We start from the raw sequence: 2,837 nt of genomic DNA, 5'->3' as shown, positions 1-2,837 counted from the left end.
GGTGGGTGCATCCCGAAAGTCGGTACCGGCTAGTACCTCAACGCCATAAGCAACATCGAACTCGCTGGCAATTCTGCCGTTGATCAGATTGGGCAAAAAGGCGACTCGCCGGACAAACTCGCCGGTTTCAGGGCTGACGACGCAGTGGGCGTTGGTTAGGATTACGTCTCTAGTAATTAGTGTGCCGGTGCAGGTCGAATAGGCATCTTCAGTCACTTCACTCACCACCTGCCCAATCGCTGACCAGGGATAGGCGTTGCTCAGCACCGGGATACGATCATCCCGCCCGATCACAGCGCGATCTCCTGAGGGGTTATCGGTCTGATTGAGCGACTCGGGGCGACTGGAGGTCTCGGGCGTGAGCTCGTCTAGGCTGCGGCTGGTGCCCGCCGCTAGCTGCGGCAGCAGGTCGTCCAGGCTGACGGCATTTGCAGCCTGCCAGGATCTGAGCGCGATCGCACCTAGACTAAGGCTGAGCAACAGAACAGCAGCCTGTTTTCCGTAAAACTTCATTGAAAAGTATGTCCCCTAGTTTGAAGTGAAAATGAAGATGCCTTATAAAAGCTACGAATAGCCCTGCCTACTGATACACCGCTGATAGGACAGCATATTCTTGAGAGCTGTTAACTTAATCCATCAATGGCTTCAATGCTTTGAATGAGCATGAGTAGCACGTTACTGGCAGATACATAGCGGATGATTGGCAGTCAGGTCAAGATAAAAACAGGCCCTAGAAGCAGTTCTAGCAGCCCATTTTCATTGACATGTTATTGCCACTCTATCAAAGTTGCTTGCAAAGTCAACCGACTAAAATATAATTTCTGTTAAGAAACGGACGGATTCATACAAGTCAAAAGAATGGCTCATTTTTTGATTGCGCAAGTCAACCCCATAAGATACAGTTGACCTAGTTAAAAAAAGCTTGAAGAGGCAAAATTTTAAGAGGCAAAGGTTGAGGGGATTTTACCCCCCTCAACCTTGAAGGCTGGAATTCAAAAAGAGCCTGTAGACAGTCTTGCCTCAATTATCAAGACGGGCCAATTATGTGGGTCCAATGAGGTCAATATTGACACCGCAGGGACCCCAGGGATTGAGACAGGTCACCATACTATATTTAACATTGAAAACGCCACGCTCCCCAATCTCGAACCTCATCGTATCGTAGCCATCCGCTTCGACCGCTCTAATCCGGCTAAAGTGGGTCTGCTTGGAGGCGTCATAGAGGGCAATATCTACATCGCCTAAAGTATAGGCTCGAACGGTATAAGTTCCCGGGTCAAGATTGAGTCTAACCCAATCATACCGACCAGCGTGTAGTGGACGATACCACTCGGCCTTCGCCCCCTGGGCTAGCATACCTCCCATAAAAATGGATGAAGCCGCTAAAACTGCTGACGCTCTGCGAAAAATATGCTTGACAACCATGATGACTTTCCTCAAAAATAAGATTTGCGATTGTTTGGCAGTAGCAAGCTGTTGTTCAGCCCTTTAGGGCTCAACCTTAGGTTCTATCTGTTACTGAGAGATTCTCTTTCTAAAGGTCTTTGACCTATTCAACTTGAGAATTTTCAAGCCCTCCGCCTGAAAAATCTGAAGTTTCGCTTTCGCTACAAAAATGTTTTTCTGAAGGGCTTCAACTTATTCACTCGTGACATTTGTGAACAGACAGGATATGGAACGCTACAGCATTTCTTAACCCAGCGGGTTTGAGCCTGGTTGGCCCGTCATTTTAATGCGCGGCGGTGTCGAATGCTTTGCAACAGGCTGGCTTAGAAACATTGCGCGATGACGAACACATCGCGCTGATTGAGAGCAAGTCCGCCAAGGGGACTGGGGATAGGAGTCTCTGCTTCTGCGCAGGGTTGATGACGCCAATCTGCTGACGCAGCTGGTGGAGAAGATACGCATAGCCCAAAGGGTAATAACCCTTCGGGTATGGCTGGCGCTAAGGCTGAAGCTAGGGCTTAGCGCTCTCTCAGGGAGAATTTCCCTTCTATAAGCCTGCCGCTGTCTATAGCTCGTTAAGCCAGCTCCGTAGCTCATCAACGGTCGTCAGACTCGGTAAACGATCGGTTAGCTGCTCAATCTGTGCCTCCGCTAGCCCCCTAACTTGGACTTCGACCTCAGGCGGTAATGTACCTAGCATCCTTGTCAGCAGCCGCAGCAAAAGGCTGAGCTCGCCTTCTCGCCGACCCTGCTCTAGGCCCTGCTCAATCCCTCGCTCCATCCAGCTGGTTACAATTTCCATCACCTGCTCCTGCGCTGCCGGTTCTATCTGTCCTACCTCTAGGGTAAACGCTCGCTCCTCCTCTGCGCTCAAGTTTAGATAGGTATCGATGAACCCAGAGATTAGCTGCATCCGAGCCGGGTCTAGCCTCAGCGTGACTAGCAGACGCAGACATTCTGCCTTGACTCGGGGACGGTCCTCTGGGGCGATCTGCATCTTCGCCATCAGGGCAGAGGCGACCGGGTTGGGCTGGCTGAGAAAGTCGCGCCAGTAGAGCTGGTTGAGCTGAATCACCCGGTAGCTAAAGTTCAATACGGCAAAGTCAGGGAACTCGACTCTGAACTCGCTAGCGGCAGGAATTCTAGGCTGGTCGTAGGAAAAGACAACGATGGGATAGACGGGATAGTCGTACTTTTCGTAGAGCCGGGCGAAGTGCAGACTGCAAACAGGGCGCAGAAGTTGTCACAAAAGCAAAAATTTATCGTAACTACTCAGGCTTAAAAAAATAGAGATTTTTTCAGGACTAAGCCAAACGAGAGGTAAGTTGTAATCAGCCAAGCAAGCGAGTATTGCAGCCGTGGGTAACCAGCAGTCAAACAAACAGCTCAGC

Annotated in this window: 3 protein-coding genes; all 3 read right to left on the bottom strand. The window is 50.4% G+C overall.

The window, feature by feature from the left end; all coding sequences use genetic code 11:
- The coding region (locus IQ241_RS25095; RefSeq protein WP_193912527.1) for a trypsin-like serine peptidase at window positions 1–513 on the bottom strand (513 nt) is incomplete at its 3' end.
- Between the two features lie 528 nt (window positions 514–1,041).
- The gene (locus IQ241_RS25090; RefSeq protein WP_193912525.1) at window positions 1,042–1,425 is read right to left on the bottom strand and encodes a hypothetical protein; all 384 of its coding nucleotides are present in this window, start codon (window positions 1,423–1,425) and stop codon (window positions 1,042–1,044) included.
- Between the two features lie 586 nt (window positions 1,426–2,011).
- A complete protein-coding gene (locus IQ241_RS25085) occupies window positions 2,012–2,539 on the bottom strand; it encodes a DUF4351 domain-containing protein (protein WP_228022093.1) in 528 nt (175 codons plus the stop codon).
- Window positions 2,540–2,837 lie beyond the last annotated feature (298 nt).

It is taken from the genome of Vasconcelosia minhoensis LEGE 07310, assembly GCF_015207255.1.
Lineage (GTDB): Bacteria > Cyanobacteriota > Cyanobacteriia > Phormidesmidales > Phormidesmidaceae > Vasconcelosia > Vasconcelosia minhoensis.
The sequence above is the reverse complement of the archived record's forward strand: the minus strand, read 5'-3'. Positions and strand labels throughout refer to the sequence as shown.